This is a genomic window from Natrononativus sp. DTA114 (assembly GCF_059736515.1).
On sequence record NZ_JCASSN010000003.1, the window covers coordinates 328222 to 354231 of the forward strand.

General features: G+C 64.8%; 29 protein-coding genes, 1 tRNA gene and 1 pseudogene. 17 read left to right on the forward strand and 14 right to left on the reverse strand.

What is annotated here, in order from left to right; all coding sequences use genetic code 11:
• Window positions 1-40 precede the first annotated feature (40 nt).
• Entirely contained in the window at window positions 41-3190 is a 3150-nt protein-coding gene (locus AC6I6S_RS11635) for an FAD-binding and (Fe-S)-binding domain-containing protein (protein ID WP_497950278.1), read from the forward strand.
• A 30-nt stretch (window positions 3191-3220) separates the two neighbouring features.
• Complete coding sequence (locus AC6I6S_RS11640) at window positions 3221-3481, forward strand: DUF8006 family protein (RefSeq protein ID WP_497950279.1); 261 nt, start codon at window positions 3221-3223, stop codon at window positions 3479-3481.
• 91 nt (window positions 3482-3572) lie between these two features.
• Here AC6I6S_RS11640 and ahbB read toward each other — a convergent pair whose 3' ends face one another.
• Window positions 3573-4667 (reverse strand): siroheme decarboxylase subunit beta, encoded by a 1095-nt coding sequence (gene ahbB, locus AC6I6S_RS11645; protein WP_497950280.1) that lies wholly within the window; start codon window positions 4665-4667, stop codon window positions 3573-3575.
• A gap of 104 nt (window positions 4668-4771) precedes the next feature.
• Between ahbB and AC6I6S_RS11650 the strand changes: the two genes are divergently transcribed.
• Both AC6I6S_RS11650 and AC6I6S_RS11655 read left to right on the forward strand, forming a co-directional pair.
• Window positions 4772-5227: an SHOCT domain-containing protein gene (locus AC6I6S_RS11650; RefSeq protein WP_497950281.1), complete on the forward strand. Its 456-nt coding sequence runs from the start codon at window positions 4772-4774 to the stop codon at window positions 5225-5227.
• Window positions 5228-5349: 122 nt separating this feature from the next.
• A complete protein-coding gene (locus tag AC6I6S_RS11655; protein WP_497950283.1) occupies window positions 5350-6426 on the forward strand; it encodes an anthranilate phosphoribosyltransferase in 1077 nt (358 codons plus the stop codon).
• A gap of 13 nt (window positions 6427-6439) precedes the next feature.
• On the opposite strand, the gene AC6I6S_RS11660 is transcribed toward AC6I6S_RS11655, so the two are convergent.
• Window positions 6440-7414, reverse strand: a complete 975-nt coding sequence (locus AC6I6S_RS11660) for a succinylglutamate desuccinylase/aspartoacylase family protein (RefSeq protein ID WP_497950285.1) — start codon at window positions 7412-7414, stop codon at window positions 6440-6442.
• A 135-nt stretch (window positions 7415-7549) separates the two neighbouring features.
• Here AC6I6S_RS11660 and AC6I6S_RS11665 point away from each other — a divergent pair, with 135 nt between their 5' ends.
• The 5 genes from AC6I6S_RS11665 to AC6I6S_RS11685 all read left to right on the forward strand — a co-directional run bounded on the left by AC6I6S_RS11665 (window position 7550) and on the right by AC6I6S_RS11685 (window position 9352).
• Complete coding sequence (locus AC6I6S_RS11665; protein ID WP_497950286.1) at window positions 7550-8071, forward strand: peptidylprolyl isomerase; 522 nt, start codon at window positions 7550-7552, stop codon at window positions 8069-8071.
• Window positions 8072-8247: 176 nt separating this feature from the next.
• The gene (locus AC6I6S_RS11670; RefSeq protein WP_497950287.1) at window positions 8248-8391 is read left to right on the forward strand and encodes a hypothetical protein; all 144 of its coding nucleotides are present in this window, start codon (window positions 8248-8250) and stop codon (window positions 8389-8391) included.
• Between the two features lie 28 nt (window positions 8392-8419).
• A complete protein-coding gene (locus tag AC6I6S_RS11675) occupies window positions 8420-8758 on the forward strand; it encodes a ferredoxin (protein ID WP_497950289.1) in 339 nt (112 codons plus the stop codon).
• A gap of 79 nt (window positions 8759-8837) precedes the next feature.
• Window positions 8838-8921 (forward strand) — tRNA-Leu (locus AC6I6S_RS11680).
• A 188-nt stretch (window positions 8922-9109) separates the two neighbouring features.
• The gene (locus AC6I6S_RS11685) at window positions 9110-9352 is read left to right on the forward strand and encodes a hypothetical protein (RefSeq protein WP_497950290.1); all 243 of its coding nucleotides are present in this window, start codon (window positions 9110-9112) and stop codon (window positions 9350-9352) included.
• A 25-nt stretch (window positions 9353-9377) separates the two neighbouring features.
• On the opposite strand, the gene AC6I6S_RS11690 is transcribed toward AC6I6S_RS11685, so the two are convergent.
• The gene (locus AC6I6S_RS11690) at window positions 9378-10853 is read right to left on the reverse strand and encodes an aldehyde dehydrogenase family protein (protein ID WP_497950292.1); all 1476 of its coding nucleotides are present in this window, start codon (window positions 10851-10853) and stop codon (window positions 9378-9380) included.
• Between the two features lie 107 nt (window positions 10854-10960).
• Here AC6I6S_RS11690 and AC6I6S_RS11695 point away from each other — a divergent pair, with 107 nt between their 5' ends.
• Both AC6I6S_RS11695 and gfo6 read left to right on the forward strand, forming a co-directional pair.
• Window positions 10961-11434, forward strand: coding sequence for a GNAT family N-acetyltransferase (locus tag AC6I6S_RS11695; protein ID WP_497950293.1), 474 nt, complete (start codon window positions 10961-10963; stop codon window positions 11432-11434).
• 277 nt (window positions 11435-11711) lie between these two features.
• Window positions 11712-12782: a D-xylose 1-dehydrogenase Gfo6 gene (gfo6, locus tag AC6I6S_RS11700; RefSeq protein WP_497950295.1), complete on the forward strand. Its 1071-nt coding sequence runs from the start codon at window positions 11712-11714 to the stop codon at window positions 12780-12782.
• A 28-nt stretch (window positions 12783-12810) separates the two neighbouring features.
• Here gfo6 and AC6I6S_RS11705 read toward each other — a convergent pair whose 3' ends face one another.
• A complete protein-coding gene (locus AC6I6S_RS11705) occupies window positions 12811-13653 on the reverse strand; it encodes a beta-keto acid cleavage family enzyme (protein WP_497950296.1) in 843 nt (280 codons plus the stop codon).
• On the reverse strand, window positions 13654-13875 hold the full coding sequence (locus tag AC6I6S_RS11710) for a hypothetical protein (protein ID WP_497950297.1): 222 nt from the start codon (window positions 13873-13875) through the stop codon (window positions 13654-13656). It abuts the gene before it with no gap.
• A gap of 95 nt (window positions 13876-13970) precedes the next feature.
• Here AC6I6S_RS11710 and AC6I6S_RS11715 point away from each other — a divergent pair, with 95 nt between their 5' ends.
• Window positions 13971-14735 carry a creatininase family protein gene (locus AC6I6S_RS11715; protein ID WP_497950299.1) on the forward strand — a complete coding sequence of 255 codons (765 nt, stop codon included), beginning with the start codon at window positions 13971-13973 and terminating at the stop codon, window positions 14733-14735.
• Between the two features lie 35 nt (window positions 14736-14770).
• Here AC6I6S_RS11715 and AC6I6S_RS11720 read toward each other — a convergent pair whose 3' ends face one another.
• Both AC6I6S_RS11720 and AC6I6S_RS11725 read right to left on the reverse strand, forming a co-directional pair.
• Window positions 14771-16330: an amidohydrolase gene (locus AC6I6S_RS11720; RefSeq protein ID WP_497950300.1), complete on the reverse strand. Its 1560-nt coding sequence runs from the start codon at window positions 16328-16330 to the stop codon at window positions 14771-14773.
• Between the two features lie 118 nt (window positions 16331-16448).
• Window positions 16449-16631 (reverse strand): hypothetical protein, encoded by a 183-nt coding sequence (locus AC6I6S_RS11725; RefSeq protein ID WP_497950302.1) that lies wholly within the window; start codon window positions 16629-16631, stop codon window positions 16449-16451.
• Window positions 16632-16808: 177 nt separating this feature from the next.
• Between AC6I6S_RS11725 and hmgA the strand changes: the two genes are divergently transcribed.
• On the forward strand, window positions 16809-18107 hold the full coding sequence (gene hmgA, locus AC6I6S_RS11730; protein WP_497950303.1) for a hydroxymethylglutaryl-CoA reductase (NADPH): 1299 nt from the start codon (window positions 16809-16811) through the stop codon (window positions 18105-18107).
• Between the two features lie 11 nt (window positions 18108-18118).
• On the opposite strand, the gene AC6I6S_RS11735 is transcribed toward hmgA, so the two are convergent.
• Together AC6I6S_RS11735 and AC6I6S_RS11740 are read right to left on the reverse strand one after the other, a co-directional pair.
• Window positions 18119-18643, reverse strand: coding sequence for a hypothetical protein (locus AC6I6S_RS11735; protein ID WP_497950304.1), 525 nt, complete (start codon window positions 18641-18643; stop codon window positions 18119-18121).
• A 48-nt stretch (window positions 18644-18691) separates the two neighbouring features.
• On the reverse strand, window positions 18692-20011 hold the full coding sequence (locus AC6I6S_RS11740; RefSeq protein ID WP_497950306.1) for a hypothetical protein: 1320 nt from the start codon (window positions 20009-20011) through the stop codon (window positions 18692-18694).
• A gap of 967 nt (window positions 20012-20978) precedes the next feature.
• On the opposite strand from AC6I6S_RS11740, the pseudogene AC6I6S_RS11745 reads away from it, so the two are divergent.
• Together AC6I6S_RS11745 and AC6I6S_RS11750 are read left to right on the forward strand one after the other, a co-directional pair.
• Window positions 20979-21137: pseudogene (locus AC6I6S_RS11745) on the forward strand (hydroxymethylglutaryl-coenzyme A reductase family protein); the annotation flags it as partial.
• A 109-nt stretch (window positions 21138-21246) separates the two neighbouring features.
• Window positions 21247-21375 (forward strand): hypothetical protein, encoded by a 129-nt coding sequence (locus AC6I6S_RS11750; protein ID WP_497950308.1) that lies wholly within the window; start codon window positions 21247-21249, stop codon window positions 21373-21375.
• Here AC6I6S_RS11750 and AC6I6S_RS11755 read toward each other — a convergent pair.
• From AC6I6S_RS11755 to AC6I6S_RS11770, 4 genes are all read right to left on the reverse strand, one after another.
• A complete protein-coding gene (locus AC6I6S_RS11755; RefSeq protein ID WP_497950310.1) occupies window positions 21372-21719 on the reverse strand; it encodes a hypothetical protein in 348 nt (115 codons plus the stop codon). The genes AC6I6S_RS11750 and AC6I6S_RS11755 overlap by 4 nt on opposite strands.
• A gap of 82 nt (window positions 21720-21801) precedes the next feature.
• Window positions 21802-22326: a DUF5817 domain-containing protein gene (locus AC6I6S_RS11760; RefSeq protein ID WP_497950312.1), complete on the reverse strand. Its 525-nt coding sequence runs from the start codon at window positions 22324-22326 to the stop codon at window positions 21802-21804.
• Window positions 22327-22444: 118 nt separating this feature from the next.
• Window positions 22445-23704, reverse strand: coding sequence for a thiol-disulfide oxidoreductase DCC family protein (locus AC6I6S_RS11765; RefSeq protein ID WP_497950313.1), 1260 nt, complete (start codon window positions 23702-23704; stop codon window positions 22445-22447).
• The gene (locus AC6I6S_RS11770) at window positions 23701-24348 is read right to left on the reverse strand and encodes a hypothetical protein (protein ID WP_497950314.1); all 648 of its coding nucleotides are present in this window, start codon (window positions 24346-24348) and stop codon (window positions 23701-23703) included. Before AC6I6S_RS11770 ends, AC6I6S_RS11765 begins: the two co-directional genes overlap by 4 nt.
• Before the next feature lie 189 nt (window positions 24349-24537).
• Between AC6I6S_RS11770 and AC6I6S_RS11775 the strand changes: the two genes are divergently transcribed.
• Window positions 24538-24876 (forward strand): cupin domain-containing protein, encoded by a 339-nt coding sequence (locus AC6I6S_RS11775; protein WP_497950315.1) that lies wholly within the window; start codon window positions 24538-24540, stop codon window positions 24874-24876.
• Here the strand turns inward: AC6I6S_RS11775 and AC6I6S_RS11780 are convergent, their stop codons facing one another.
• Entirely contained in the window at window positions 24877-25410 is a 534-nt protein-coding gene (locus AC6I6S_RS11780) for a DUF7509 family protein (RefSeq protein ID WP_497950317.1), read from the reverse strand.
• 95 nt (window positions 25411-25505) lie between these two features.
• On the opposite strand from AC6I6S_RS11780, the gene AC6I6S_RS11785 reads away from it, so the two are divergent.
• Window positions 25506-25898, forward strand: coding sequence for a helix-turn-helix domain-containing protein (locus AC6I6S_RS11785; RefSeq protein ID WP_497950318.1), 393 nt, complete (start codon window positions 25506-25508; stop codon window positions 25896-25898).
• Window positions 25899-26010: the final 112 nt, after the last annotated feature.

Here is a 26010-nt window from a genome sequence, read left to right on the forward strand (position 1 = left end):
GTTCCCGACGGTTTATACGCCTCTCCACGAAGGATGGGGTATGGCAACGGAGCGCAGTGCCGACCCGGCCGGCGACGCCCGCGCGAACTACGACTACGCGAGCGACGACGTCGACCGGCCGGCGCTCGTCGAGGACCTGAACCGCCTCGTCGATGGCGAGGTTCGCTTCGATTCGTACTCGAGACAGCTGTACGCGACCGACGCGAGCGCCTACGAGGTGACCCCGATCGGCGTCGTTTTTCCCGAGTCCACGGCCGACGTCGTCGGCGTGATGGAATACTGCGCCGAGCGGGAGATCCCGGTCTTGCCCCGCGGCGGCGGCACGAGCCTGGCGGGCCAGACGGTTAACGAGGCGGTCGTCCTCGATTTCACGGCGGCGATGGACGAGATTCGATCGATCGATCCAGCGGAGAGGACCGCCACCGTCGAACCGGGGGTGATTCTCGGTGACCTGAACGAGGCGCTGTCGCCCCACGGACTGAAGTTCGCCCCGGATCCGGCCTGGGGCGACAAGAGCGCCATCGGTGGCGCGATCGGCAACAACTCGACGGGGTCTCACTCCCTGCAGTACGGCAAAACCGACGCCTACATCGAGGAGGTCGAGGTCATCCTCGCCGACGGCACCGTTACCCGATTCGGCGAGGCGAGCCTCGAGGAGATCCGCGAGCGGGCGAACCCGGAGGGTGACCTAGAGGCCCGCATCTACGCCGAGTTCGACCGCATTCTCGAGGAAGAGGCGGACGCGATCGACGCGGCGTACCCCGATCTCAAGCGCAACGTCTCGGGGTACAACCTCGACAGGCTCGTCGCTGAAGCCCGCGGCGAACCGCTCCCGGGCGGTGAGGGGACGGGTGAACCCGGGACGGTCAACCTCGCGCGGGTGCTCGCGGGCAGCGAGGGCACCCTCGCGATCGTTACCGAGGCGACGGTCTCACTCGAGACCATCCCGGAAACGAAGGCGGTCGCGCTGTGCTGTTACCGGGATCTCCACGACGCGATGGCCGACGTCGCGCCGATCCTCGCACACGACCCCGCGGCTGTCGAGGTGCTCGACGACGTGCTGATCGACCTCGCGCGGGGGACCGCCGAGTTCGCCCCGGTCACGGAGATCCTGCCGGAGGGGACGAACGCCGTTCTCCTCGTGGAGTTCTACGCCGACGATCGCGACGAGGGTCGCGAGCGGGTCGCGGGACTGCTCGCCGATCGAGTTCCGGGGGCCGAATCGGCCGGAGAGTCGGCGACAGACGCCCCGAAAACGGACGCGGAGACGAGCGCGCTCGAGGCGCTCGAGGCCTACGACGCCGAGGAACGCGCCCAGTTGTGGAAACTCCGGAAGTCCGGTCTGCCGATCCTGCTCTCGCGGACGACCGACGAGAAGCACATTTCCTTTATCGAGGATACGGCGATCCCACCCGAACGACTCCCGGAGTTCGTCGAGGCGTTCGAGGCGATTCTCGAGTCCCACGACACCTACGCCAGCTTCTACGCCCACGCCGGCCCCGGCGTCCTCCACGTCCGGCCGCTCGTGAACACGAAGACGGTGACGGGGATCGAACAGCTGTACGGCATTGCCGACGACGTCACCGACCTCGTGGTCGAACTCGGGGGATCGGTGTCGGGCGAACACGGCGACGGTCGCGCGCGCTCGCAGTGGAACCACAAGCTGTACGGCGACCGGGTCTGGGAGACGTTCCGATCGCTCAAATCGGCGTTCGATCCAGACTGGCTGCTCAATCCGGGGCAGATCTGCGGTTACGACGAAACGGAGGCTCGGCCGGACGACGCGCCGAAACACACCGAAGTCGCCGACCTCACCGAGAACCTGCGATTCGATCCCGACTACGCGTTCGAATCGGGGTTCGAACCGACCCTCGAGTGGGAGAACGACAACGGTTTCCAGGGGATGGCCGAACTCTGTCACGGCTGTGGGGGCTGTCGCGGCGGCCAGTCGACCACCGGCGGTGTGATGTGCCCGACCTACCGCGCCAGCGGCGAGGAGATCACGAGCACCCGCGGGCGGGCGAACGCGCTCCGTCAGGCGATGAGCGGCGGCCTCGAGCCCGGCGAAGCCTTCTCCGACGAGTTCGTCGAGGAGGTAATGGGCCTCTGCATCGGCTGTAAGGGCTGTGCGATCGACTGCCCGAGCGAGGTCGACATGGCCAAGCTCAAAGCCGAGGTGACCCACGAGTACCACCGGCGAAACGGTTCGACCATCCGGGACCGACTCTTCGCCCGGGTCGACGACCTCTCGCGGTGGGGAAGCGCGCTCGCGCCGCTCTCGAACCTCGCGCCGAAGGTTCCGGGCGCGCGGCGGGTACTCGAGGCCACCGTTGGAATCGCCGCCGACCGGCCGCTGCCGACCTTTCACGCCCACACGTTCCGCGACTGGTTTGACCGCCGTGGTGGTTCGATGGTCCCCGAGTCAGAGGCGACGCGCCGGGCGATCCTCTACCCCGACACGTACACCAACTACAGCCACCCCGAGGCCGGGAAGGCCGCCGTCCGGGTGCTCGAGGCGGCGGGCGTCCACGTCGACGTCCCCACTGACCTGGGCGATACGGGCCGGCCGGCGTTCTCGAAGGGCTTTCTCGACCGGGCGCGCGAGACGGCGAAGGACAACGTCGCGGGGCTCGAGCCGGCGATCAACGAGGGGTGGGACGTGGTCGTGATCGAACCCTCCGATGCGGTGATGTTCCAGTCGGATTACCTGGATCTGCTCGGTGAGAACGCCGCGGCGTTAGCGGCGAACAGCTACGGCGTCTGTGAGTACCTCGACACCTTCGGACTGGACGAGGGGATCGCCTACGATCCCGACGCGGCCGACGAGGCGCTGACCTACCACGGCCACTGCCATCAGAAAGCGACGGCGAAGGACCACCACGCCGTCGGCGTCCTCCGGCGGGCGGGGTACGCTGTCGATCCGCTCGATTCGGGCTGCTGTGGGATGGCCGGCTCCTTCGGCTACGAGGCTGAACACGCCTCGATGAGCGACGCCATCGCCAGCATCCTCTTCGAGCAGGTCGAGACGAGCGGCGGCGACCGTGTTATCGCACCGGGTGCGTCCTGTCGCACACAGCTCGAGGGCTACCACGGCCTCGAGGCGGCCCCCGAGACGCCGATCGAGCGGCTGGCGGCGACGCTCCCGGAGCGCGATCGGGGGGCGAGCCAAACCCGCGAATCGAAGTATTAAAGGCCGAATCGTGGGGAGTATCGTACAGGAATGATCGAGGTACCTCTCCAGACGATCGACAACATTCTACTCGAGTTGCACCTAGGGCACCTCCTGCTCGGCGGGCTCGTGCTGGCGATTCTGGGCTCGCTGCCCCTGAAGTCCATGAAGATCCTCGGGCTCAACATCATCCTGTTCGGAACGATTTTCCTGCTCGCGCCGGTGTCGATGACCGGCGACGACATCATGTATCGACTGATCGGCGTCGTGCTGATCGTTATCGGTCCGATGCTGTACGTCGCCGGTCGGTGAGGCCCGCGGCGACGTCGACGTATCGAACGAATCAGTATCTCGAGTCCGTTTCGCCTCGTTTTTAGAACCCGGTTCTCGGGCGCTCCCCGACTCACTCACCGCCGACGAGTTCGTCGTAGCGCGCGCCGGTCTGTTTCAGCGTCTCCGTAGAGTACAGGCGCTCGTGGGTGACCGGCAGGTAGTCGGCGGCCAGTTCGTCGATCTTCTCGTCGACTGCCTCCGGATCGCGCCCGTGAATCATCGTAAAGAGGTTGTACGGCCACTCCTGGTCGGGTCGGCGCGGCCGGTGATAACAGAGGGTGACGTACGGCAGCGATCCCGCCCGCTCGCCCCACTCGTCGAGGCGGTCGTCGGGAACGTCCCAGACCACCATACAGTTGGCGTCGAAGCCGGTGACGACGTGGTTGACGATGCAGCCGATGCGTTTGATGCAGCCGTCGTCCTGCAGTCGGGAGATCGCCTCGAGTACCTCGCTCGTCTCCGCCTCGAGGCTCTCCGCGAGGTCGCGGTAGGGCGTCACGGAGAGCGGGAAGCCGTCCTGGATCTCGAGCAGTAGCCCCGCGTCGAACTCGGAGAGGTCGCCCGCGGCGTCCTCGCTGATCCGGGTGGCGGAGGCGTCGGTGTCGGCCTCGAGGGATTGGCTCGCGGCGTCGCCGCTCGCTTTTTCCGCGGAACCGTGTTCCGCGCTCTCCCGCGCGAATCTGTCGGCGTTGACGACCGGAAACTCGAGGTCGATGTAGTAGTCCGTGAGCATCGGCAACACGAGCACGTCACAGCCCGTTTTCTCCTCGATTTCCTCGAGAATTCGGTCTCGAGTGTCCCTCGAGCCGGCGGTGACGACGAACCACATGTTCCACTCGTGGTCGCGCCGGTAGTTGTGGTTGACCTGTCGGTAGCCGTTGATCACGTCTGCGATCTCCTCGAACCGGTCTTCGGGAGCCGTGACGGCGGCCAGCGTCGAGGAGCCGATCACCGGCGGGTTGAGGACGGCACCGAAGCGCCGGAAGACACCGCTCTCGCGAAGCGCCGCAACGCGGTCGAACGCCTCGTTCTCGTCGATTCCCAGCGCCTCGCCGACGGTCCGGAACGGCCGTTCGGCGATCGGGAAGCCGCTCTGGTAGCCGTCGATGATCGCGGCGTCGACGTCGTCGATCTCCTCGCGCCAGTCGCCCGACAGGCTGCTCATTGGCGGCCCTAGGGAAAGGGGCAAGGAATCGCTTTCGGGTTTCAGGCTCGACGCGTCACGGTCGGCAGGATAGTTTATAGTGCTCGCGCCTCCGAAGCGACGGTATGGGTGAAAGGCTCGAGGAGTTCGTCGCCGAGGACCTCTGGCTGCTGGTCGCGATCGTCACCTTCGGCGCCATCAGCCTCGCCGGGTTAGCTGGACTCGAGGGTCTCGCGGGTGTGCTCGCGATCGTCGGCTGGTTCGTCCTCACACCGATCTTGCTCTTCTGGGGCGAGGAGATCGCGGAAATCGCCTTCGAGAGGGACGATGCGCCGTCGGTGTCGTCTGCAAACGACGAGGACGACGCGTTCGCCGAACTCAAGCGCCGGTACGCAGCCGGCGAGATCGGCGACGAGGAGTTCGAACGGCGCCTCGAGCGTCTCGTCGCCGTCGAGGACCTGCCTGAGGACCTCTTCATCGGTCGCGAGGGCGGCAGTGGTCGGGAGCGAACGCTGCGGGACGATCCGACCACGAACCGATCGACCGATCCCGGGTCGCGGGAGTTCGAACGCGAACGATAGCTCCGGCCGCCGACCTCGAGCCGGTCGCGACGCTCGTCGAACCGAAGCGAGGAAACCGCCCGTTCGTCCGGATATCGGACGGAAGCGGGACGTTTTTGCGCCCGCCGACCCAACCCACGTCCATGGCGAAGGCAACCCAGGAGTTCGGCGAGTGGCCGCTGAAACGCCTGATGACGGAGGTCGTCGGCTCGGGGCACAAGTCGGCCGACGACATGACCCGCGAGCAGGCTCGAGAGGCGTTCCAGCGTATCCTCGCGGACGAACCGGATCACACGACGCTGGGGGCGTTCTGGCTCGCGAACCGGTGGAAGCGAAACAACGCCGAAGAGCTCGCGGCGTACACCGACGTGATGCGCGAGGAGTCGGTACTCACCGCGGAACCGGACTGCGACCCCGTCGACTGCGGAGCGAACTACGACGGCAAGCACACTACCGCAGTGCTGGGCGTCGGCGCCGGCCTCGTCGCCGCCGCGGCGGGGACGCCGGTCGTCACCCACTCCGGGGACCGGGTTCCCACTCAGAAAGCGTGTGCGTACAAGCACGTCTTAGACGAACTCGGCGTCCGGACGGAACTCGAGCCCGCAGAGAGCGCCGAGATGGTCGACGAAACCGGCTTCGGCTTCTACTACCAGCCGAACTTCAACCCCGGGATCCACGCGCTGTGGGAGCGCCGGGACATGATGGGGGTCCGCACGTTCGTCAACACCATCGAGACGGTGGCGAACCCGGCCAACGCCGACGTTCACCTCGGCTCCTTTTACCACCTCGCGTTCGCGAAGAAGGTGAGCGATCTCGTCGCCGAGAGCGAGCAACTGCCGTTTTCCCGCGTGGTGATGTTCCAGGGAATGGAGGGCTACGACGACATCCGGCCGGGCTACACCAAGGTCGCGGAATGGGAAGATCACGACGGCGAGGAGACGTTCGAGGACTACGAGATCGAAACCGCGGAGTTCGGGATGGACCTCGAGAGCGAGGACCTCGAGGTCGAGGATCTCGAGGCCGACTCGGCGGCGATCACCGAAGCGGTTCTCGCGGGGGAGCGCGAGGACGGCTTCGCCGACGCCATCGCGCTCAACGGCGCGTTCCGGATGTACGTCAACCGCGATGTCGAGAGCCTGGAAGCGGGCCTCGAGCGCGCCCGCGAGGTCATCGCAGACGGGAGCGCCGAAGCGGTGCTCGAGGAGCTCCGGGCGTTCTGACCCTCGAATCGCACTACTCCTCGCGGATCAGCGCGACGTTTGCCAGCTTCCCACCCGCGGTGACCGTCGCCTCCTGCGTGAGCGCGTAGAGAAGCCCCTCGCGGTCGGCCGTCGCTTCCTGGAGCACCTCGTAGGTCGTCGGGTCGTAGAGGGTGCCGACGCCCAGCCCCTCGGGGACGAACTGGCCCATCTCGAGGTCGGGGTTCGCCCGGAACAGCCCCGACTCCGTCGCCGTGACCTTTCCGAGGTGATTACGCGCGAGGGTCTGGTCGTGGTCGGTCACCTCGCCGGGGAGCATCCCGAGGTGGCGCAACACGTTCAACAGGCCGTCCACACCCTCCTCGACGACATCCTCTATGATCTGCTTGTTGTAGGCGAGCTCGGGCGTGATCGACGGAATCCCCTCCTTTGCGGCGGCCACCCGCAGCTTACCGTCGAAACTGCGTTTGTGCCACTCCTCGGAGGCGTCGTCGTCGGCCTCCTCGGAGAGCAACAGCTCGGTGCCGAACGCCTCAGCGAGTCCCCGCGAGTCGGCGTCCCCCTCTAGGAAGACGACGTGGGGCCACATGTCGGGGCTCCCCGTGTGGAGATCGACCAACGCGTCGGCGTCCTCGACGTACTCCCAGAGGGTGGCAGCCATGCGTTCGTGGATGCTGCCGCCGTCGTCGCCGGGCCAGACGCGGTTCATGTTGGGGTTGACGCTGTCGATGATCTCCGGGGTGGTGTAGGAGACGTGATCGAAGGTGAGCGGATCGGCAACGGGGACGGCGATCACGGTGCCGGACAGCGAGTCGAGCGGGAGCCGGTCGTGAAAGCGCCGGAGCACTTCGGTGCCGTTGATCTCCCGGCCGTGTTGGGCGGCCTGGACGTACAGCGTCGGGCCGTCCTCGGTCCCGTCGTAGGTGTGGACAGTCGTGGAGATCGAGACGCCCGAGGGGAGCCGGGCGAGCTCGAGTTCGTTCGCGGTGTGTGTTCCCGATGGTGACATCGTTGCCCCGGGATTCGAGAGGGTCGCTAATGAAACTGCGGCAGGCGGCAGGCTGCCAGCACTCCGCCCGTGTCGTGTCCGCCGCCGACGGGCGATACCACCATCGTTTTCACGTCGCTCCCCGTCGACCCCCGTATGGGTAATCCGACTGCGACCCTGCACACGAGCGAGGGCGATATCGAGGTCGAACTGTTCGAAGAGCGCGCGCCGCGAACGGTCGGCAACTTCATCGGCCTCGCGACCGGCGACCGGGAGTGGACCGATCCCGAATCCGGGGACCGCGTCACCGACGAGCCGCTGTACGACGACGTGCTCTTTCACCGGATCATCGACGGCTTCATGATCCAGGGCGGGGACCCGACCGGAACCGGCCGCGGCGGCCCCGGTTACCAGTTCGACGACGAGTTCCACGACGAACTCACCCACGACGGCCCCGGCATCCTCTCGATGGCCAACTCGGGTCCGAACACGAACGGCTCGCAGTTCTTCATCACTCTCGACGCGACGCCTCACCTCGACGGCCGCCACGCCGTTTTCGGAGAGGTCGTCGATGGGATGGGCGTTGTCGAGGAGATCGGAAGCGTCGAAACCGGTCCCAACGACCGCCCGAAAGAGGACATCGTCCTCGAGTCGGTGACCGTCAACCGGGACGACTGAGACGGATCGGCGTACCGCTTTCCCGGTGATCGCTCGACCGGACAGTGATCACCAGGGAAAAACTCACAACAGACCGTGTGAACCGACTGCGAGGGTCGATAGAAATCTTCTTGATGGACTGTCGGAAACAGTGATAGCACCTGACACTCGTCAGGGGCGGGGGAATCGTGGAACCGATGGGGGTCGGTACGCCATCGATTCGCTTCGCCGACGGACAGAATCCGATGGGGAATTCGGATGGCGGCCTCCGGGGCCACCACCAGTATCGATCCGACGAGGCCGCCGCCGTCACGATTCGCGCCACTGGAACCGTAACCTGAAAGAGCGGTCGCCACCGACGACCGAGTAATGAGCGACGGCATCAAGCGGCCGAGCGACGTCGGCTCGAGCACGGGCGAGCCCTCCGTCGAGGAGAAACCGTACAAGATCATCTTCGAGGCGAACAAGTGCTTCGGCGCGGGCAAATGTGCGGAGGTCGCCGATAACTGGACGATGGACCTCGAGACGGGCCTCGCGCGGGCGGCCTCTTACTTCATCGGCGAGGACGAACTCGAGGAGAACGTGCGCGCGGCGGAGGTTTGCCCGGCGAAGAAAGGCGAGGGCTGTATCCACGTCGTCGACCGGCGGACCGACGAGGAGATCGCCCCCGACCCCCACGGCGACGGGACGTTGAGCGTCGACTGGTAGCCGCGCTGTCACGGGAGCACTCGAAACGGACACCGAAACGCACAACCCCACGGGGTGGCTACCCTCGAATGCATTCTGTGCGAGGGTAGCCAAGCAGGCCAACGGCGGTGGGCTTAAGACCCGCTCCCGTAGGGGTCCGAGGGTTCAAATCCCTTCCCTCGCATGTCACCGCGAACACTCGTGAGCGGTGACTGCGAGACGGGGAGATTTGAACGAGACTGAGGTTCTGCGCTCCGCGCAGGTTCTCGGACGTTGTTCAAATCCCTTCCCTCGCCCTCTAGATCCGTTTCACCCGGACCTCGAGTCTGCAGGTCCAACCGTTTTTGTGCTTGAGGCTCTCTAGCATATGGGGTGGGCAATCTGGAACGCGACCGCTCGCGGATCGAAGAGAACTGGCTGGCGATCAGCGTCGCTGCCGGTTCGCTGGCGGTTCTGTTCGCCCTCGTCGCGCTCTACTGGACGAGCGGACTCGAGGTCCTCGTACCGCCCGGCAGACCTGCGGCGGACTCCCTTCCGCTGTACCTCCTCTTCGGTGCGGTCCTGATCGGACTCGTCGTCTGGAGCTGGGGCCGCCTGCTCTCGTTTTTCGAGTGATCACGTGCGGATAGATCGACCCCGGTCAGAACGGGTATTCGCGGGGCTCGCGTTGAATCGAGATCCACTTGGTCGTCGTGAGTTCGTCGAGTATCTCCTCGCCGTTGTACCGTCCCAGTCCGGACTGTTTCGTCCCGCCGAAGGCGATGTGGGGTTCGTCGTTGAGCGGCTGGTCGTTGATGTGGACCATGCCCGTTTCGATGCCGTCGGCGATACGGCGGGCCTGTGCGAGGTCCTCCGAGTGAACGGAGCCGGAGAGGCCGTGGATCGTGTCGTTCGCCAGTTCGATCGCCTCCCCGTCGCTCGAGTAGGGGATCACCGGTGCCACGGGACCGAAGTGTTCGTTACAGGCGGCGGCCATGTCGTTGTCCGCATCCGAGAGCACCGTCGGCTCGACCACGAGGCCGTCGTGGTCGCCGCCGGTTTCGAGCGTCGCGCCCGCGTCGACGGTCTCATCGACGTACTCGAGGATCTGATCGCGCTGGCTCTCGTCGATGATCGGTCCGATGACGGTGTCGTCGTCGGTCGGATCGCCGGCCGGGAGTGACTCGGCGCGGTCGGCCAGCGCGCTCACGTAGTTGTCGTACAGCGACTCGTGGACGAGGTGGCGGTTGATCGAGATGCAGGCCTGTCCGGAGTGGAGAAAGGAACCGAAGACGCCGCCGTCGACGGCGCGCTCGAGGTCGGCGTTCTCGGTGACGACGTGGACGTTGTTCCCGCCGAGTTCGAGCGCCGGCAGCGCGCAGTTCTCTGCGGCCTGCTTTGCGACCTGTTGACCGATCTCGGTCGACCCCGTGAACGCCAGCACGCGCGCGGTCTCGTGGCCGGCGATCGCGTCGCCGATGTCCGAGCCGCTGCCGGTGACGACGTTGAGGACGCCGTCGGGGAGCCCCGCTTCCTCGAAGATCTTCGCGAGCAGGAGTCCGCCCGTGATCGGCGTGTTCGAGGCGGGTTTGAGGACGACGGCGTTGCCCGCGGCGATCGCCGGCGCGACGGCGCGCATCGAGAGGTGGAACGGGAAGTTCCACGGCGAGATGACGCCGACGACGCCGACGGGGACGCGCTCGACCACGTTCTCCTTGCCGGGGACGATCGAGTCGTCGTGCTCGCCGGCCATCCGGAAGGGGTAGCTCGCCGCCTGCTGCATCATCCCCTTCGCGGTCTGGAGTTCGGCGACGCCCTTGACCCGTGTGCTCCCCGACTCGAGGGCGAGCAACTCGAGGATCTCCTCCCAGTGTTCGCCGAGGGACTCGAGCGCCGAGTTGACGACGCCAGCCCGCCGCTGGGGCGGCTGGTTCGCCCAGTCGGCCTGTGCCTCGGCCGCGCTCTCGTAGGCCGCGTCGACGTCGTCCGCCGTCCCCGCGGGCACGGTCGCGATCTCTTCGCGCGCGTAGGGGTTCTCGACGCCGATCGGTTCCCGCTCGCCGGCGTCGACCCACTCTCCGTCGAGGAAGAGCGCGTTCCAGCCCGATTCCGGTGTCAGTGGTAGCTGGTCGGTCATGCGGGCGTGCTACGACCCCGAACTGAAAAATGGAGACACCCGCAGGTGCAACCCGCCCCGAGCGGGAACCGCCGGTGTTTTTCTCGCCGCCTTCGAACCGAAAGACCGTGACGGCCGAAATACAGATCCGTCCCGCAACGTCCGGGGACGCCCCCGATATCGCCGCCCTCTACCGCGGTGCCTACGAGAGCGCCGCCGCGCTCGGCTTCCCCTCCCGAATGACCGAGATCGACCCGGAGACGGTCGGAGAGTGGCTCGCGAACGACTCGACGACGCTCGTCGCCCTCGATGCGGACGACGACCTCGTCGGAACGGTGCGGCTACTCTACGAGCGCGAGGAGCCGTACCTCGAGCGGCTGGCGGTCGACCCCGACTGTCAGGGCGGCGGCGTCGGCAAGCGGTTGATGGATCGAATCGAACGTATCGCCCGTGAGAGGGAGTACGACTGCGTTCAGCTGACGACGTTCGACGATCACCCGTTCCTGCTCGAGTGGTACGAAGAGCGGGGGTACGAGCCGACGAAACACCACGAGCGGCCCGAGCGGCCGTACGACTTCGTCTCGATGGAGAAACGGTTGTAGTCTCGGTCGAGTCGTGTCAGAATCGCCCGCGTACAGCGGGACTCGAGCGACAGTACCGAGCGGGTGAGCGCCTACGGCTTCCCGGGCCGCTGCGGGTGCCGTGCACTCCTGATAGTGTAGACCCGCTATTAATTTCTGCATAGAATTGGTCTTCACGTCTCGTGCTGGTAACCGGGCGGTTTCGAAGATGGTAGACAGTCCGTTTGATTTTCACAGTGTCCCGACCGTCTGGACCGACCGAACGGGGAACTTAGATGTTTCCTATCGTAGAACGCACATGGCTCTCGAGGACTACTTCAGAGATTTCACCCGGCGCGACTGGGAGGAGGAATCGGTAGACGAGACGGTCCGCCTGGCGATCGTCGGCGTCGGCGGCTTCGCCCGCGACCGGGCGCTCCCCGGCATCCGGGCGGGATCGTACTGTGAGGCGACCGTGCTTGTCAGCGGCTCTCCCGAACGAGCGAACCGGACTGCCGCGACGTTCGGCGTCGACTACGTCATCGACTACGACGCCTTTCTCGAGGGGGAGTGTGCCGACTGCTACGACGCCGTTTACATCGCCGCACCCAACGCGCTCCACGGACAATACGCCACGAACGCGGCCGAACGAGGAAAACACGTCATCTGCGAGAAACCCCTCGAGATCACCGTCGACCGAGCACGGGAGGTCGTCGACGCCTGCGAGGACGCCGGCGTCACGCTGATGACCGCGTATCGGCTGCAGACGGAGCCGACGGTGCGTCGCACCCGCGAGATGCTTCGTGACGGGCTGATCGGAGAGATCGTCCAGGTCCACGGCGGATTCTCGAACCCCTTACTGGAGTACGCCGGCCCCGACTCCTGGCGGCTCGATCCCGATCTCGCCGGCGGCGGGGCGCTCGTCGACCTCGGCGTCTACCCGCTGAACACGACCCGGTTTCTGCTCGAGTGGGATCCGGTTTCGGTGTACGCTGCGACGCACTCGAGCGGCCCGCCGTTCGACTGCGTCGACGAACACGTCGCCTTCCAGCTCGAGTATCCCATCGGCGCGACCGGCTCGTGCACGGCGAGTTTCAACGCCCACGCGAGCAGCCAGCTCGAACTCGTCGGCACGGACGGGATGATTCGGATCGCCTCGCCCTTCGGCGGCGTCGTCCCCCACGAGATGGAAATCGAGAGCGGGGACATGCGGATGGAGTACACCGGCGCGCCCACCGACGAGGTGTGTGAGGAGTTCGACTACTTCGGCTACTGCGTGCTGACCGACGCCGAACCGGAACCCGACGGCGCGGACGCGCTCGCCGACCTGCACACGATCGAGGCGGCCTACGAATCCGCTGAGACGGGCGAGCGGATCACCCTCGAGTGAGTCCGGAACGGTCCGCCGGTGAGCCGCATTAGAGCCCCAGGATCTCTCGCGCCTGCGCCGGCGTCGCCACCTCCCGACCCAGTTGCCCGGCGATTCGGGCCGTCCGCTCGACTAGCTGGGCGTTGCTCTCGGCGAGTTCGCCCCGGCGGTAGTAGACGTTGTCCTCGAGGCCCACCCGGACGTGGCCGCCGAGAACGATTCCCATCGTCGTCAGTGGGAGTTGGTGGCGACCGAAGCCGAGCGTGTTGAACAGCGCGCCATCGGGGAGGTTCTCGACCGCGTTGAGCAGGTTCCGCGGGTGCGGCGGTGAGAGCGTGCCGCCGCCGAAGATGAGCGTCGCGTAGACGGGGTCGGCGAGGTCCCGACGCTCGAGCAATCCCAGCACCTCGTTCAGGTGGCCGTCGTTGAACACCTCGAGTTCGGGTTTGATTCCCAACTCCTGCATCTCGTCGTACAGTTCGTTCACCATTCCGCGAGTATTCTCGCTCGTCAGGTGGTCGTATCTGTTGAGCGGCCCCATGTCCAGCGACGCCATCTCCGGCGCGGGGTCGGTGTGAAGGGGCTGACGGCGGGCCTCGATCGGCGCCCCCGTCCCGCCGGTCGAGTGCTGGACGATCACGTTCTCAGTTCGCTCGCGGACCGCGTCGGTGACCTCCTGGAACCGCTCGGCCGAGAACGCCCGCTCGCCGTTTTCTTTCCGGGCGTGCAGGTGGACCACCGCAGCCCCCGCCGCCTCGGCCTCCGCGGCGGCTCGGCCGATTTCCGCGGGCGTCTCGGGGAGATTCGGGTTCGCCTCCTTCCCGTGGACGCCGCCGGTGAGTGCCGCGGTGATAATGACGGGGTCGCCCGCGAGGTAGTCCTCGTAAGCCATCTACGCCCCCTCGTTGTCGCCCCGCCCGTCCGCTCCTGGCCTCCCGCCCTCGTGGGTCAGGTAAATCTCGCAGTCACGCGAGTGCTCGAGGGCGAACCGGTCGGTGCAGACGTCGGCGCGCATCGGCTGGACGAACTCCTCGGCGGCGGTGCAGTAGGCGCGGGCGGCATCGAACGTCTTCCCGTCGCCGGCGTCGCGGTACTCGAGGTACGGGCAGGTCATACGCCGGCTACGACCGCCCGGGTCAAAGCCGTTGGTTCGCTCGAGGGAATGGCCGCGAGCACAAACGCCTTGGAACGAGAGTGAGACCACGAAGTATGACGAATTCGAACCCAGACGGCGTGGAACTCGAGACGTACACCTGGCCGGAGGTCGAGGCGGCTCTCGAAGAGGGGACCCGAACGGCGGTCGTCGGCGTCGGCTCGGTCGAGCAGCACGGCCCGCACCTCCCGCTAATCATGGATACCCTCGCGGGCGACGAACTCGCGCGCCGGATCGCCGCGAAACTCGGCGACGCGGTGGCCGCGCCAACGATTCGGCCCGGCTGTTCGGGTCACCACATGGCCTTCCCCGGGACGATCACGATCCCCGCCGAGACGCTGATGGACCTGATCCGCGGCTACTGCCGGTCGCTCGACGAACACGGCTTTGAGCACATCGTCCTCGTTCCCACTCACGGCGGGAACTTCGCACCCGTGGACACCGTCGCTCCCGAAATCGCCCGTGAGATCGACGCCACCGTGATCGCCCTCACCGATCTCGAGGAGAAGATGGGACTGATGAACGAGGCGATGGCCGAGGCCGGCGTCGAGTACGAGGAGCCGGTGGTCCACGCTGGGGCCGTCGAGACGGCGATCGTTCTCGCGGTGAACGAGGGGCTCGTCCGCACCGACGAACTCGAGGTCGGCCACGAGGGGCCGGTTTCGGTCACGCGGCTGTTGAGCGACGGCTTCGACGCGATCTCCGAAAACGGCGTGCTCGGCGATCCGCGGGAGGCGACGCCGGAAGCGGGGGAGGCGATCCTCGAGAAGATCACCGAGGCGTACGTCGAGCGGATCGAGACGGAGCGAGAGGCGATCTGAGTCGGGCGGGCTACCCGCTCGTCGTACCGGGACGGCTACCGGCCGTCGTAGACGACTTCGCCGTCGACCAGCGTCAGCGCGACGTCGATTTCGTCGATGCGATCCACGTCCCAGGGCGACTCCTCGAGCACCACCAGATCCGCCCTCTTTCCGACCTCGACGGTGCCCAGCCGATCCTCGTCGAAGCCGGCGTAGGCCGCCCCGTGCATGTACGCTCGGAGCGCCTCCGTCACCGAGAGCCGCTGGGCTTCCGTGGGTGCGGTGACGGCGTAGTGAACGCCGAGCAGTGGGTCCAGCGGCATGCAGTCCGAGCCGAAGGCGAGCGGGACGCCCGCCTCGAGCATCGTCCGCAGCCGGTTCGTCCGCGCGCTGCGCTCCTCGCCGAGGCGCTGATCGTAGAGCCCGCCCTCGGCGGCCCACTGGTGAAAGTTCGGCTGCATCGAGGCGACGATCTCGGCCTCGGCCATCCGCTCGATCTGTTCGTCGGTCGCGAGTTCGGCGTGCTCGACCCGGTGGCGGGCGGACTCGCAGTTCGGCGTCTCCTCGAAGGTGGCGATCGTTTCCTCGATCGCTTCGTCGCCGATGGCGTGGACCGTAAGCTGGAAGCCGGCATCCGTCGCCGGTTCCGCGATCTCGGCGAGTTCGTCGGGGTCGACGACCCACTGGCCGCGCCCGTCCTCGCTCGCGCCGTCTCCGTCCGCCGGTTCCGGCGCGTCCGCGTACGCCTCGAACAACTTTGCCGTCCGGCCGCCGAAGCTCCCGTCCGTGAAGGACTTGATCGCGCCCGTCTCGACGAACTCGCTGCCGGCGTTCGTGGCGAGTCCGACGTCGAGAACGCTCTCGAGGTGGTCCGCCCAGTAATCCAGTCGCACCCGGATGTCGAGGTCGTCGTCGGCCTCGAGATCGCGGTACACGCGCGGGGCGTGGGACTCGCGAACCTTGTCGTGGACGCCCGTCACCCCCAGGCTCGTCGCGTGATCGATCGCCGCGGTGACGAGTTCGCGGGTCTCGCCGTGGTCGGGTTCGATGGCGTCCCAGACCGCCTCAGTGGCCTCCTCGACGACGACGCCCGTCGGCTCGCCGTCCTCCGTTTCGACGTCGCCCTCGGGCATCGATCCGCGCAAGCGCTCGAGCGCGACCGAGTTCAGCGAGGCGGTGTGCATGTCGACGCGCATGGCGACGACTGGCCGCTCGCCGCTCACACGGTCGAGGTCTTCACGCGTGAGATATCGTTTCTCTCCCCACTCGCTCTCGTCGTAGCCGAAGCCCAGCAGCCACTCGCGGCCGCTCTCGGCCTGTTCTCCGAGAACGTCGACGGCCTCGTCGGGACCCTCGACGCTCGAGAGATCCGCGTGAACGAGGTACTGGCCCAGGTTCTCCATGTGGGTGTGAGCGTCAATGAACCCCGGCAGGAGAACTCGCCCCTGACAATCGATCACGTCGGTCTCGACGCCCTCGAGGAACTCGATCTCGTACTCTCGGTCGACGCGGACGATCTCGCCGTCGCGGACGGCGACGGCCTCGGCGGTTTCGTCCGGATCGGTGAGCGTGTGGACCTCCGCGTTCACGAGCAGGAGGTCGGCGGCTTCGGTCATGCGAGAGAGCGCGCGTGCGAGCGCCAAAACCGTTGGGAAAGCGGGTCGCGTGGACGGTGTGACGATCCGCCGTGTTCACGACGCGTTCGTGTTCGGATTCGCCGTCACGAGCGACGCCTTACTCGGCTTCGACGTCGGCCTGCCGTTCGTACTCCCGAACGTCGGTCTCGCGCGCCCAGACGGCGCTCAGGCCGGCACCGACGATCAGCCCGGCGACGAACCCGATTCCGCCGGCGACCGCCGCACCCGAGAACCCACCCAGAATCGCCGCGGCGATGACCACCAGGTCCTTGTAATCCATACCTCCTGTCTCTTCGCCGAACGTGATAAACATGTGCCATCTCCGCGGGTTACCGTTCCGGGAGACGGTGGAGCGAAGCCGGGAGCGAACTCCGGGTCCGTACGGTCCGAGTTCCGCCTCCCGTGATCCGTGATCGAATCAGCAACCCTTAGGAACCGCCGCCCTGACCTCTCGGCTATGACAGACGCCGACGCTCTCGCCGACCGGGTCCGAGACGGCGACCTTCGCCTGCACGAACTCGAGGACCACGCCGACCACGAGACAGCCGCCGCGGCCCGCCGCCGGCTGCTCGAGGACGAAACCGACGCCGGCCTCGAGACCGTCGGCGACTACGCCTTCGACGCGGCAGAGGCCGAGTCCGCCATCGAGAACATGATCGGCGCTGCCCAGGTGCCGATGGGCGTCGTGGGGCCGGTCGTCGTCAACGATGGGGCGGGCGAAGACGACGCTGACGATTCGGAGGGCGCCGGCGCCGCCGCTCGCGGCGAGTACTACCTCCCGCTTGCGACCACCGAGGGGGCCTTGCTCGCCTCCGTCAACCGCGGGCTGTCGGTGATCCGGTCGGCCGGCGGCGCCGACGCCAGGGTCACGAAGTCGGGGATGACCCGCGCCCCCGTCTTTCGGGTGCAGGGGGTCGCCGAGGCCGCGGAGACGGTCGAGTGGGTGGAGTCGAACCTCGAGGCGCTGCGCGAGGCCGCCGAGGCGACGACGAGCCACGGCGAACTGCTGGGGATCGAACCGTACGTCGTCGGCGACTCGGTCTACCTCCGGTTCGCCTACGACACGAAGGACGCGATGGGGATGAATATGGTCACCATCGCCACCGAGAACGCCTGTGAGGTCGTCGAAAGCGAGACGCCCGCGGACCTCATTGCGGTCTCCGGCAACCTCTGTTCGGACAAGAAGCCCGCCGCGATCAACGCCGTCGAGGGCCGCGGCCGCTCGGTGACGGCGGACGTGGTAGTCCCCGGGGAGGTCGTCGAGGAGCGACTACACACTACGGCGGAGGCGATCACGGAGGCCAACACGCGAAAGAACCTCATTGGGAGCGCGAAGGCCGGGAGCCTGGGCTTCAACGCCCACGCCGCGAACGTCGTTGGCGCGGCCTTCCTCGCGACGGGCCAGGACGAGGCCCAGGTCGTCGAGGGGGCCAACGCGATCACGACGATGGACGTTCGTCAGCGAAACGGGGCGAGCGCGGAGGGCGACGCCGACGACACCGGCTCCGGTGACCTCTATGCCTCCGTCTCGCTGGCCTCGCTCGAGGTCGGCACCGTCGGCGGCGGCACCAAACTGCCGACCCAGCGGGAGGCGCTCGAGGTGCTCGGCCTCCGCGGCGGCGGCGACCCTGCGGGGAGCAACGCCGACGCGCTGGCGGAAGTGATTGCGGTCGGCGCGCTCGCCGGCGAACTCTCGCTTCTGGCCGCACTGGCCTCGAGACACCTCGCGAGCGCCCACGAGGATCTCGGGCGGTAGCGAACCGCCTCTTACTCCTCCGTTTCCTCGTGGAACTCGACCAGCAGCGTGATGCCGTCGTGTTCGATGAACGTTCCGGTCGGATGCCCGCCGGTTCGTTCGGACGGAAGTGTTTCGATCGCGGCCTCGGCGTCCGACGCTTCGTCGGTTTCGTCGCGGGCGACGTCGCTCATAATCGTCTGGTACTCGCCGTGTTGGGTCAGGTACGTCGTGTCCCACTCTTCGACCGGTTTCGCCTCCGCTTGCTCGAACAATTCTTCGAAAAGCGCGACGCCGTCGAGTCGCTCGTCGTCGGAGGGAACGACCGTCGCGTCGTCCGGAACGGATCCGACGTGCAGGGCTCGGAGATAGACGTACGTCGTTCCCGACGGGGTCGAGTCCATCTGTTCGTCGTTACTCTCGTTCGTTTCGTTGCTTTCGTTCTCGTCGTTGGAGTGAGTGCGTTCCTCGTCGTCGGACGATAACTCGTCGAGACAGCCGGTAAGTAGCACCACGGCTACCACGATGATTGACCGACGGGTAGCAGCTTCCATCATAACAAATTGCGTGTTTTGTGTAATATATTTGTTGGACGGTTTCAGAACCTATCGAACTTCCACACCGAACTCGTCTTCGATGGCTCCAGCGAAAACACCACGTGCGTAGTGTTCTACTACCCCGTACTCAGGCCATCGTCTCGTTAATCCGGTACGGTGGATGCCGACGACGAGTCGCTCGCCGTTGTCCTCAACGAAGTATGGCCCACCAGAGTTTCCGCCGCCATCACTGTAACCCCGCACCATTTCAATGTGACCATTGTCTTCATTTAGCTCACTAATGAGCCCCTCACATCGTCCGGAACGGATTCCTTGACGACATATATAATCAAACTCATCTTTCAGTCGATCGAACCCGATTCGATCAGTTGCTAACTCTCCAGCTGACGCTCCTGCACTCTTCGCCGCCAATCTGTTGCTGGCATACACCGACGAGTTCATATCGATTGTGACCGCATCCATCGGCCAGTCTACGTTGCTGTCAGTGATATGAAATACGGCATCGTCAATCTCGCCAATATCGTACGGATCGTCGTGCTGATAAACTTCTCGTCCAATTGCGTCAGAACTGTGATCATCACCCTCTTCCTCATCAATTGGGCAGTGAGCATTAGTTACGAACTTCGTTTGTGTTCCATCCGAGACTCGGATACCTAGAGTACACGCACCGTATACGTCACTGCCACGGTTCCACCTGATCCTGCTACCGGTCATGACCCCGGATGGGAAGGAGCCGCTGCTGCTTTCGCGATATATTGAGTCGTAATGGTACGAATCGGAAAGGTAATCACACTGTTCGTCACCACAACCCTCTTGTACTTCGCTCCCTTCGGAAAGGACGATCGGTATATCCTCAACAGCACCGACAGTTTCTCCTTGGGACTCAACCGCTCCTTCTGCAGTATCAGGCAAAACGTCTTTTAGATCGTCGGTCGTTACTGCAAATTCTGTGTTTGGTTTATCAAGTCCTGTTACCGACACTGCATACCGCTCGTGGCCGCCTCGTTTTGTCTTTGTTACAGAAACATTTACTAATGTAGGATCGAGCTTATCTTCAAGCTGGTTCCGAATCCTCCGTGCGGCATCAAACGCGCTCTCAACTTGAATCCACTTATCCCGAGAAATTGTATAAAATTCCGGTTCACGTTCCTGTAGCTCTGATGGAAATGGCGGTTCGTTCCACCGGTCCGGATCGGGAACACGGAGAGCTCGCAGCCGAGGTACCTCTTCAGTTGGATCTCCTGTAAGATCCTGTAATCGATCCTTAGTCATATGCCGTACGGTTTCTCCGGAAAGGCCGATAGCCGATAGTGTTTGTAGGAATCGGCGACGACCCATTTTAGTCAATTTAGCAGTTTTATCCACCATAAAACACTATTTTCTGACACCAGTATATATATATTTTCTGTATTAACTTGATAACCTATAATAGTATAGTGGAATTTAGAGAGGTGATTTTGGCGCTTTCGGATATTAGCAGCCTCGGTATGATTTCGACTTGTCATATAGAACAACGTGATGAGAAATAGCTGCTTTAGTAACTGGTAATTGACGTACTGTCAGTAACCTGGTCTAGTAAGCTGAATTAGTATTCCTTCTCATATTCATGTCTGAAAATAATGTTGGCTGTTTACTCTGCTTACAGGAATAGCGCTAAAATGCGCCACAAATGTGTACCGTGCCTCGGACGTTGGACTCATCCAATTCCGATACGCACTATACATCGGACCGTTCATTCTTTGCGATTATGATGTAAACTCGATAGTATTCCGTGATATTCCGAAACGACGTTAATCCGTTCAAGAATCGGGAAATCGATTCGATGCCGGAGACATCTGTCGCCCGAGCGGATTCCGAGACGGTCCAGGCCGAGCACAACGAACGACTTGCGAGCGCGACGATTCCGGAATTCTTGGCCTGAAAGGATCGGTTGGAAGTCGGTGCATCCTCGATCGCGATACGTTGCTACGATCGAGTGGTAACTCGTTCCAACCGATCCCATGACTCAACGACGAAGACCAACTCCGCGGTAACCCTGACCGGCTGTTCGACTGTGGAATCCGGGCGACGGACGAATCTTACTGCTCGTCGGTGCTCTAGACACGTCCGTGCCCTGCCACACCTCCTCATTGAAGCGCGAATGTTCTGTCCAGCAAGTCTTCGCCCGTACGTTTAATCGAACGGGCGACCGGTCAGAAAACCACGGCTGTCTCGACGAAATGAGGACCTTATCTAGCAAATTCTGGCACTCCGTCTCGAGTCCGGATCGTCTTGACGGCGACGTATCCCTGCCCACGGCGAGCAACAGATCGCGCCGAGCATCTGCAGCCAGCCGGAACTGCTCGGCCTCCGCGGTGGCGGCGACCCGGCGGGGAGCAACGCCGACGCGTTAGCGGAAGTGATCGCCGTCGGCGCGCTCGCCGGCGAACTCTCGTTACTGGCCGCACTGGCCTCGAGACACCTCGCAAGCGCACACGAGGATCTCGGCCGCTAGCGCTAGATCACTTTCACTTCCGCTCCGGGGTGTTGGCAATGGTATTTGAACCGATAGCCGGTAGCCATTGGTGCGTCCGTTCGGCGAGCACCGGCGGACGCTCCAACCCATGTCGTCTGACTGCACCGATTCCTCGCTCGAGTCGCATCGCGCGTACCAGTACCTCCTGCTGGTCGAACTGCTGTTGACGATCTGTACGCTCGCGCTGTCGGTCGCGGCCGCGATGGGGCTCCTCTAGCCACCGCCTCCGCCCGTGCGTGCCCGCAGCGTCTTGACCGCGATGTAGCTCCCGGCTGTGACGAGCACGAGAAGCCCGACGGGGAGCAGTAGCGGAGAGCCCTGCAAAACGAGAACCAACCCGATCGCTGCCCCGCCGTGTGCCACAGCGAAGTCACGACGGCCGTACGCCCCGTGGAGGAGCCCGACGATCAGAAACGTCGCGGCGAACACCCACGTCGCCGCCGCCGTCGCCTCGAGGCCGAACACCGTCTCGCTGACGAACGAGCCGTACAGCAGTGCCCCGAGCGCGAGCAGGCCGCCGAGACCGATCACCGTTCCCTGTACGTCCACCGTTTCGTCCATTTCCACGGAATTTCGGCTGGCGGGTGAAAACTGTGGCGCTCACTGCTGTCGTGGCCCGTTGCGGTGTCTGTTTCCCACCCGCTCAGAGCTGCCGATACCGCCCGCCGCTCTCGCTGACCTCGCCGCTTCGCACGAGCTTTTCGAGCGCTTTTTCCGTATACCCCGCCGAGACGCCGCGGTCGCTCGCGTAGGCGATCACCTCGTCCTCGGTGGGCCGCTCGAGTTCCGAAAGCGCTGCCTCGACGATCTCCTTCTTGCTCCCGCCGCGGGCGGGCTGGCGGGGGTCGCGCTCGCCCGCCGCGTCGACCTCCTCGACGTCGAGTCCGGCGGCCTCGAGGTACTCCGCGTCGTCGACGACGCCGTCTTCGACCTGGGACTCGAGGTCGGCGAACGAGTCCACTGCGGCGAACGCGTCGCCGTGGCCCTGGCGGTTCGCGAGCATCGAGGCGCGGACCTCGCGGGCGTGGTCGGCGTCGTCGGTTTCGACGAACTTCTTTCGCTTCTCGTAGGCCTTCCGCGAGCCACAGCGGGGACACTGGGTCGTCTCCGAGCGCCCCTCGATGAGCCAGAGGTTCGAACAGTCCGAACAGCCGACGACGGCGTACATGTCCGTTTCTGAGTACCGCTCGCAAGTTAATCTTCGCCACCCGTGGCGTTCGGCTGGAGGCGCGGAGAGTCGTTCCTCGAGTCTCGTTCTATTCGGAAAAAACGTCCCGGCGGATCGATCAGGCGTTCTGTTCGGGCTCGAGCCGACAGACGGTGTGACGGCCGCGGTTTTCGGCGACATACTCGTACACTCGCTCGCCGACCGCTCTGACCGGTGGCAGCGCCATCACGAGCGTCAGCGGTGCGAAGATGCGGAACTGCCTGAACAGCTGTCTGAACGCCTCGTAGCCGCCGTAGGGCTCGCCGTCCCGGAGCAGGTACATCTCCGCCTCGAGGTCGACGTCGTCGTGCGTGAGTCGCTCCGGCAGCCCGTCGGACTGCGAGGAGAACTGCACCGAGTCGTTGATATCGAGGTGTTTGAAGAGGTAGAGACTCCGCGCACAGAAGTAACACCGCTCGTCGTACACCACCCGGACGCTGTCGTCGGCGTCGGCGGCGAGTCTGCGGTAGGCGACGTCCCAGGCGAGAAACAGCGAGAGGACGACGATCATGTCGATGAAGTAGAGCCCTAGCATCACGATCACGGCGACGTGGAAGCCGATCAGCCCGAGCACCGACGGCGTGATCGTCAGGCCGAGGACGGTCACGATGATGAGCGACACCTGGGCCAGTGCGGTGCCCACGAAGCCGATCCAGGCGAGTTCGCTGTGCTGGACGAACGGTTCCGCGAGCGGGCGGTCGACGCCGGTGATGACCTCGCTGAAGAGGATGTCTCGCTGGAGTTCCGCCCCGGAGAAGTAGATCTCGATCGGCCCGTGGAGCATCTTCCCCCAGGCGGCACCGAGATACATCAGCCCGACGATGAGCAGTCCCCATTTGAGCGGGCGCATCCGGAACTCCCGGTCGGTCCCCTCCTTCAGGAACGTGTTTAGCTGCTCGAGCGAGCGGTCCTTGGTCCGGATCACCGCGTCAGCAGACAGCACGTCGTCGTCGTAGAAGAACGCAAAGAGGAGGATGAAGTAGGCACAGACGAACAGCGACTCGACGGTGCCCGCCAGATAGATCGTCGACTTCACCGCGAGCATGTGCATCAGCGTCAGGCTGGCGATCCCGCCGGTCCAGCGGATCTTGTAGCCGAGAATGAACGGGATCAGTAACGCGGCCACGAGCCACTGCTGGTAGGGAAGCAGGGTCAGGAAGATGTCCTGGTGGAGGAACGCCAGCGGCGGGTTGAAGTGGCGAGGCCACTCCTGGTAGAACCCCCAGTCCAGCGAGACGACGCGCCAGAGGACGTACGTGCCCAGCAGGACGCGGACGACCGCGAGGTTGATCGGGGACGAACGAGCGTCGTCGGCGAAGTAGTTGATAAATACGTTCATGAATCGTCGTGCTCCGTGATACTGTCGTTAGCCACGTCCACCGTCAGTCGGAGTCGGTCCTCTATCGGCTCGAGTTCGGTGTTGTCGTCGGACGCCCGTATCGTCCGCTCGTAGATCCGTATCGATTCGAACTCTCCGAACTCCTCGAGTTCGTCGGCGGTCCACTGTGCGTCGTCGACGTAGCGCGGCGGCTGTAACCGTTCCGTCACGCTGCGATCACCCGACTCGACTTCCGTCCGATACTCCTTCGCGTTCTCGAGGTAGAACTCACCCATCTCCATTCGCTCCTCGTCGGAGTACTCGTCGACCATCAGTCGGGCGACCGTCGACGTTCGACTTCCGGTCGTCGGCGGTATTGCGCGCGTATCGTACGCGAGTTCGTTTCCGGCCCCGTCGACGACCCGGATCTCGTGGTGGATTCGCTCCTCCTCGTTCGGATGCGAGAACTTGTGCATGTCGACGACGGGCATCAACGGCATCCCCACGACGGTTACCGCTAACAGGGTAGCCATGAACGCCGCAACCCAGACCTGCCTCGCGATCCGTCGATTCGCGAGCACGAGAAGGAGGATCGTTCCGAGAAAGAACGCCACGTAGTAGGCGGGAAAGATGATATCGGTGAACTCCGAGAGAAACTCAAGCATGTCGACCCCGCAGTCTCACCGCTCCCAGTTGCGACTCAGCCATGTCGCTACTGTCTCTGCTAACCCGCTATAAATTTGTTTATATTGCCAGTTTCCGGCCACGTGAGCCTCGAGAACGTGTTCCACTCCGAGCACTCGGCGGATACTTTCGGATCAATACTTAGGTGGACTGCCCGCGTTCTCCCCCGCATGGAACGGACCGCACTCGAGGACCTCGAGTCCGCCGAAGCCGCAGATGGCGTCCACCTGGCGCTGATGGCCGGGACCGAATCGATGAACGTTCAGCACTTCGAAATCGAACCCGGCGCGTCGGTCGAGGAGCACAGCCATCCCCACGAGCAGACGGGATTCATCTACGAGGGAGAGCTGACCTTCCTCACGGACGGTGACGAGATCGTCTGTGGTCCCGGAGACGCCTACGGTCTGCCGAGTGACCAGCCCCACGCGGCGGAGAACCGTGGCGACGAAACCGTCAGGGGCGTCGACATCTTCAGCCCGCCGCGGGAGAACCCGAGCTGGCAGGAGTAGCTACTCCGGACGCGCCAGGTCGCCGGTCGACTCGCGGCTGACGACGTTTCCGACGAACTCCTTCGCCCGCAGGAGCAGTTCGTCCTCGTCCGCGTAGGCGTACACCGTCGCGTCCCAGCGACGCGTCACGCCGCCGAGCATCGCGCTTCGAACCCCCTCCTCGTGGATCAGCACGATCCGTTCGGCGCGGTCGGCGTCGTCGGACTGGTAGACGTCCTCGAGCACCGAGCCGACCTCGACGCCGACGCCCAGGTTGTCCCCGTCGAAGGGTAACACGAAGACGACCGCGTTGCTCGCGCGGGCGAAGGCGATGCTCTGGGTGGCGGCGTCGACCTCCTCGAGCGGAATCTCCGGATCGACGGCCATGAAGGCGTTGACGCCGGATTCCGTCCGGAGGCGCTCGCGAACCGTCACGAGGAGGTCGAACAGCGCCTCGTCCGCCTCGGAGCCGGTCGATTTGTACGGTCCCATGACGTAGACGAGGAACTCGTGGCGAGGGACGGGGGTGAGCTCGTCGAGCAACCGGTCGCGCATACGGCGAGTCACGGACGGGTGGTATTTAAATTGTAGTCCTTTCAGCGACTCTTGAGTCAATAACGACTAAGCCGCTGCCGACCGTAGCCGCTCCCATGGCAGGCGCACCCGACAGCGACGCCGGTCGGCGCGAGGAGCGATCGCTGCTCCCCGAACACAGCATCCTCCCGCTCGAGGCGTACCTGGAGATGCAACGGTCCATCGGGAACGAACACCGGTTTCGCATCCTGAACGCGCTCGTCGAAGGGGGCGACATGAGCGCGACCGAACTCCGGGAGGCGCTCGACCTGCGGGGGAACACGCTTCACTACCACCTCGAGGAACTGGTCGATGTCGGCCTCGTCGAGAACCGAAAGCGGAAGACGACCGACAGCCGCGGCCTGTACTCCTACTACCGGGCGAGCGCCATGGGCGAAGCGATCCTCGAGCACGGCATCCGCGAACTGCTCCGGCGAGAGTGGGAGTCACTCGAGGAGTACAGCCAGTAGCGCTCGTCGACGGCGCGGCGCTCTGCGTCTCCGACAGGGACGTCGTTCAACGACACCCCCGGGAACTCGTGGCAGCGGCCCTCTCCCGGCTCGAGTACGGCCTGCTGGACGG

What these genes read in the sequence shown, in the direction of transcription:
- AC6I6S_RS11655 (WP_497950283.1), top strand. Translation starts at nt 5,350, where the DNA reads ATGGCGAAGGCAACCCAGGAGTTCGGCGAGTGGCCGCTGAAACGCCTG.
- AC6I6S_RS11770 (WP_497950314.1), bottom strand. Translation starts at nt 24,348, where the DNA reads ATGCTTGAGTTTCTCTCGGAGTTCACCGATATCATCTTTCCCGCCTAC.
- AC6I6S_RS11740 (WP_497950306.1), bottom strand. Translation starts at nt 20,011, where the DNA reads ATGGTGGATAAAACTGCTAAATTGACTAAAATGGGTCGTCGCCGATTC.
- AC6I6S_RS11640 (WP_497950279.1), top strand. Translation starts at nt 3,221, where the DNA reads ATGATCGAGGTACCTCTCCAGACGATCGACAACATTCTACTCGAGTTG.
- AC6I6S_RS11710 (WP_497950297.1), bottom strand. Translation starts at nt 13,875, where the DNA reads ATGACCTGCCCGTACCTCGAGTACCGCGACGCCGGCGACGGGAAGACG.
- AC6I6S_RS11780 (WP_497950317.1), bottom strand. Translation starts at nt 25,410, where the DNA reads ATGCGCGACCGGTTGCTCGACGAGCTCACCCCCGTCCCTCGCCACGAG.
- AC6I6S_RS11660 (WP_497950285.1), bottom strand. Translation starts at nt 7,414, where the DNA reads ATGTCACCATCGGGAACACACACCGCGAACGAACTCGAGCTCGCCCGG.
- AC6I6S_RS11690 (WP_497950292.1), bottom strand. Translation starts at nt 10,853, where the DNA reads ATGACCGACCAGCTACCACTGACACCGGAATCGGGCTGGAACGCGCTC.
- hmgA (WP_497950303.1), top strand. Translation starts at nt 16,809, where the DNA reads ATGACAGACGCCGACGCTCTCGCCGACCGGGTCCGAGACGGCGACCTT.
- ahbB (WP_497950280.1), bottom strand. Translation starts at nt 4,667, where the DNA reads ATGAGCAGCCTGTCGGGCGACTGGCGCGAGGAGATCGACGACGTCGAC.
- AC6I6S_RS11755 (WP_497950310.1), bottom strand. Translation starts at nt 21,719, where the DNA reads ATGGACGAAACGGTGGACGTACAGGGAACGGTGATCGGTCTCGGCGGC.
- AC6I6S_RS11735 (WP_497950304.1), bottom strand. Translation starts at nt 18,643, where the DNA reads ATGATGGAAGCTGCTACCCGTCGGTCAATCATCGTGGTAGCCGTGGTG.
- AC6I6S_RS11720 (WP_497950300.1), bottom strand. Translation starts at nt 16,330, where the DNA reads ATGACCGAAGCCGCCGACCTCCTGCTCGTGAACGCGGAGGTCCACACG.
- AC6I6S_RS11650 (WP_497950281.1), top strand. Translation starts at nt 4,772, where the DNA reads ATGGGTGAAAGGCTCGAGGAGTTCGTCGCCGAGGACCTCTGGCTGCTG.
- gfo6 (WP_497950295.1), top strand. Translation starts at nt 11,712, where the DNA reads ATGGCTCTCGAGGACTACTTCAGAGATTTCACCCGGCGCGACTGGGAG.
- AC6I6S_RS11670 (WP_497950287.1), top strand. Translation starts at nt 8,248, where the DNA reads ATGGGGGTCGGTACGCCATCGATTCGCTTCGCCGACGGACAGAATCCG.
- AC6I6S_RS11760 (WP_497950312.1), bottom strand. Translation starts at nt 22,326, where the DNA reads ATGTACGCCGTCGTCGGCTGTTCGGACTGTTCGAACCTCTGGCTCATC.
- AC6I6S_RS11725 (WP_497950302.1), bottom strand. Translation starts at nt 16,631, where the DNA reads ATGGATTACAAGGACCTGGTGGTCATCGCCGCGGCGATTCTGGGTGGG.
- AC6I6S_RS11775 (WP_497950315.1), top strand. Translation starts at nt 24,538, where the DNA reads ATGGAACGGACCGCACTCGAGGACCTCGAGTCCGCCGAAGCCGCAGAT.
- AC6I6S_RS11715 (WP_497950299.1), top strand. Translation starts at nt 13,971, where the DNA reads ATGACGAATTCGAACCCAGACGGCGTGGAACTCGAGACGTACACCTGG.
- AC6I6S_RS11765 (WP_497950313.1), bottom strand. Translation starts at nt 23,704, where the DNA reads ATGAACGTATTTATCAACTACTTCGCCGACGACGCTCGTTCGTCCCCG.
- AC6I6S_RS11635 (WP_497950278.1), top strand. Translation starts at nt 41, where the DNA reads ATGGCAACGGAGCGCAGTGCCGACCCGGCCGGCGACGCCCGCGCGAAC.
- AC6I6S_RS11675 (WP_497950289.1), top strand. Translation starts at nt 8,420, where the DNA reads ATGAGCGACGGCATCAAGCGGCCGAGCGACGTCGGCTCGAGCACGGGC.
- AC6I6S_RS11665 (WP_497950286.1), top strand. Translation starts at nt 7,550, where the DNA reads ATGGGTAATCCGACTGCGACCCTGCACACGAGCGAGGGCGATATCGAG.
- AC6I6S_RS11705 (WP_497950296.1), bottom strand. Translation starts at nt 13,653, where the DNA reads ATGGCTTACGAGGACTACCTCGCGGGCGACCCCGTCATTATCACCGCG.
- AC6I6S_RS11785 (WP_497950318.1), top strand. Translation starts at nt 25,506, where the DNA reads ATGGCAGGCGCACCCGACAGCGACGCCGGTCGGCGCGAGGAGCGATCG.
- AC6I6S_RS11750 (WP_497950308.1), top strand. Translation starts at nt 21,247, where the DNA reads ATGTCGTCTGACTGCACCGATTCCTCGCTCGAGTCGCATCGCGCGTAC.